Origin of the sequence: Aerococcus agrisoli, assembly GCF_003797145.1 — a bacterium.
GTDB classification, from domain to species: domain Bacteria; phylum Bacillota; class Bacilli; order Lactobacillales; family Aerococcaceae; genus Aerococcus; species Aerococcus agrisoli.
This window is the reverse complement of sequence record NZ_RKMG01000057.1, coordinates 1-3,503: the sequence shown is the minus strand read 5'-3', so window position 1 is coordinate 3,503 and position 3,503 is coordinate 1. Positions and strand designations below refer to the sequence as shown.

General features: G+C 37.7%; 3 protein-coding genes. 1 reads left to right on the top strand and 2 read right to left on the bottom strand.

Translation table 11 applies throughout. The features are described 5' to 3' along the window. Positions 1-54: 54 nt before the first annotated feature. Positions 55-1,407, bottom strand: a complete 1,353-nt coding sequence (gorA, locus tag EF384_RS09380) for a glutathione-disulfide reductase (RefSeq protein WP_123781428.1) — start codon at positions 1,405-1,407, stop codon at positions 55-57. Continuing rightward, on the bottom strand, positions 1,386-2,081 hold the full coding sequence (locus tag EF384_RS09375; RefSeq protein WP_123781426.1) for a dihydrolipoamide dehydrogenase: 696 nt from the start codon (positions 2,079-2,081) through the stop codon (positions 1,386-1,388). The genes gorA and EF384_RS09375 overlap by 22 nt, the downstream gene beginning before the upstream one ends. Positions 2,082-2,253: 172 nt before the next feature. Between EF384_RS09375 and EF384_RS09370 the strand changes: the two genes are divergently transcribed. Beyond that, a complete protein-coding gene (locus EF384_RS09370) occupies positions 2,254-3,465 on the top strand; it encodes an O-antigen ligase family protein (RefSeq protein WP_233570088.1) in 1,212 nt (403 codons plus the stop codon). The last annotated feature ends 38 nt before the right edge of the window (positions 3,466-3,503 follow it).

Sequence of the window (3,503 nt, the reverse complement as noted above, 5' to 3'; positions counted from 1 at the left end):
TCTACTTGACGGGGAGTGGTTCAATACTCCTCACTGCCTTTTCTATATATCAATTTAACGCATAGTAACAAATTCTTCTGCCCCAGTTGGATGGATGGCGATTGTTTGATCAAATTGTTTTTTGGTTAAACCTAAGCGTACGCCTACAGCAAATCCTTGCATCATTTCTTCAACCGCATAACCAATACCATGTACGCCGACAACTTTTTCATCAGCGCCTGTTGTCACTAATTTCATACGTGCAGATTGACGGTGTTCAGAAACAGCTGAGTACATAGGTGTGAAGTTAGATTTATAGACTTTAACATTTTCTTCACCAAATGCTTCTTTAGCACCCTCTTCAGAATAACCGATTGAACCGATAGCTGGATGCGTAAAGATAACAGTTGGTACAGTGTTGTAATCTAATAAGTAAGGTTCAGCACCATTAAATAGTGTATCTGATAAAGTACGGCCTGCCATAATTGCGACTGGTGTTAATTCTACCTTACCAATGACATCACCAAATGCATAGATACCTTCAACATTTGTGTGGTGGTAGTCATCTACTTGGACGTGTCCAGATGCTGTCAGAGCGACATCTGTGTTTTCCAGACCAATTTTATCAGTGTTTGGTGTACGGCCGATAGCGTAAATAACTTTATCCGCTACAGCTGTTTCGCCATTTTTAAAGTTCACTTGTAATTGATCATTTTCAACTTTTTCAATCGATGCAACATCGTGATTTTTTAATAGATTGATACCTGATTTGGTCATTTGATCTACTAAAACTTCAACGATATCAGCGTCATAAGCACGTAATGGACGGTCATAACGAACTGCTTGAGTAGTTTTTACACCTAAGCCATTTAAAACACCTGCAAATTCTGTTGCAACGTAGCCAGCACCAATAATGATGACACTTTCAGGTAAAGTAGTCCATTCGAAGAAGTCATCTGAAGTATCTACTAAATCAATACCTGGTAGATCTACCAAACGAGGACGTCCACCTGTTACGATTGAAATGTGCGGTGCTGTATATAATTCACCATTTACTTCAACCGTATGATTGTCGATGAATTTGGCTTCACCTTCAAGGTAATGTGTACCACGTGATTGGAAACCCGATGCATAACCTTTGTGTACACGTTGAATATAAGCATCACGATTATTCTTCAATTCAGTATAGTTTACAGGTCCTTTTTCTTCGAAATCTAGACCGTAGGCACTTGCATAGTCATTGATTTGTTCTCTTAGCATCGTACCATGCCAAGAAATTTTCTTCGGTACACAACCACGGTTTACACATGTACCACCGACATCGCGTTTTTCAATAATTAACGCTTTAGCACCATACTCAGCTGCACGGTTTGCACTTGAAATACCACCACTACCGCCACCAATAGTTATATAATCATATCTTTCCATTCATCCCACTCTTTTCCGAAAATTAATTTTTGTTGATGTTCAGCCTCTTCTTTAGCTTGTTTCTCTAAGAAGCGTCTTCTTGCTAAGTTAGGTTTAATTGCGATGTTGTCATCTGTTTCCGCTGCATTTGAATGCCTTGCTGTTGCTTCTGAAGGCGCAATTGCCTCTAGATACACGTAAGCATTGGTATGTTTTGCCGGAATAACTGCTTTATAATTGCCATGGTTATCATAAGCTTTGAAAAAAAGTTGATTCTCATTATCATAAGCATATGCGTATACAAGTAACCAATGATTTTTATAAGGTGATCCCAAAGCCGCCAATGTACCAACAATCACTGGTTGCTGATAACGGTCGATTAAATCAGGCACCTCCTTGTCAGGAATTAAACCTGTTTTCGCACGATAATGGTTAAAATTAAATACGCTATTAAGACCGGCAGCTACATTCCAAAAGAATGTACCCTCATGTAAATGATAATCATCTACCACGGTTTCAAAGGCATTTAATAGCTGTTGTTTGCTCATCCAATGTCCGGTATCTTGTAAGACTGTATAGTGCGTTAAAACTGCTGCACAATAGGTACCGCAAATACCAGGGGATGTTTTATTAATCCAGGATTTATAACGACGAAATTGGCTTTCATCAAGGCCTGTCCAAATTAAACGTTCCATTGTCAACCTCCTAACTTCTCGTAAATTTAGTATAACATTTTCCCTTTTAAATTTTAATTTTAGTGCTTACAAGACCATAAATTTAAAAAACCAATAATATTAAGGCCTGAAGATGTTATTTATGAGAATTGTTGATATAATAAGGGGCGGAATAACTAATGGAGGTGAGTTTTTGGGTAAAAGACCAGTGAACCAACTTGCCTGGCCAGTTCAATCCATCCTGATATCGATTTTATTTATTAGTAACTTCTTTCCTTTTTATATAACCTTAGTTACTTTTGCTGTTATATTCATATTTTTATCCATGCTAGGCTTAATTGGTCCTCAGTATCAATCTGAAGTACCAACCTCGATCTGGATATTTATCGCTTATTCAGCAGTCATTTCGTTTGTCTATCAAAACTGGGCGGGTTTTGGGATTTCAATTGCGTATATCCTGATTGCTTTATATTTTAACTACTATCAACAAGTCATCCAGCCATATTTTGTGGAAGAACTTTTGAATATTGCTTTGATTGCTTCATTCATCATATTTATCTTTGCAACCATGGAATATTTAAACTGGGTACCAGAGTGGGACTACAGTTTCATCTCACCTGAAATCAACCGAATTCATAATGGGCGCGCAGAGGCTACCTTTGCAAATCCAAATTATTATGCGATGATGTTAGAATTTTTCTTCTTCATTGCCCTATATAAATTTATGCGTACGACCAAATTACGGAAAAAAATTGTATTCTTACTAATTGGTTTCTGCAATTTGTTTGCAACTGTCTATACCGGTACACGAACATCACTACTCGTGGTTATTGGCACATTGTTTGTATTTTATTACATCATGGGTTACAAAAAAATTGCCATTGGGACATTTCTAACAGGTACGATTTCAGTATTAATCGCCATTAAATTAGGTTTGTTACCTCGTTTTGAAGATTTAGGCTTTGCCTTTGAAGACCGTTTTGTCATCTGGGACATCGCCCTAAAAGGCCTTAGAGATAACTTCTGGTTTGGCCAAGGACCACTAACCTACTTAATGATTTGGCAAGATTATGGCGAAAAATACACCCAACACGCGCATAATATTATTCTTGATACCCTATTATCATACGGGGTAATTGGTACAACCATTCTTGCAATACCAATTGTGTCCCTTGCCCGGAATATCAATCAAATGCGAAAATATCCAATTCTACGAAGACGTTTAGCCTTGATCTGTAGCTTTGGATCAGTCGTCTTATTACACGGCATGTTCGACTTAACCATCTTTTGGTTGCAGACAGCTTTCTTATTCTTGTTTATTGTCTTAGCAGCCAATAACATGTTAAAAGAAGTTGAAGCTCATCCAGAATTACAAGGAAACTTAAGTGATTATGCCAGAGATTAATCAAAAAAGCGCTAGCCTTGTAGAGGCCCCCAAAAGTT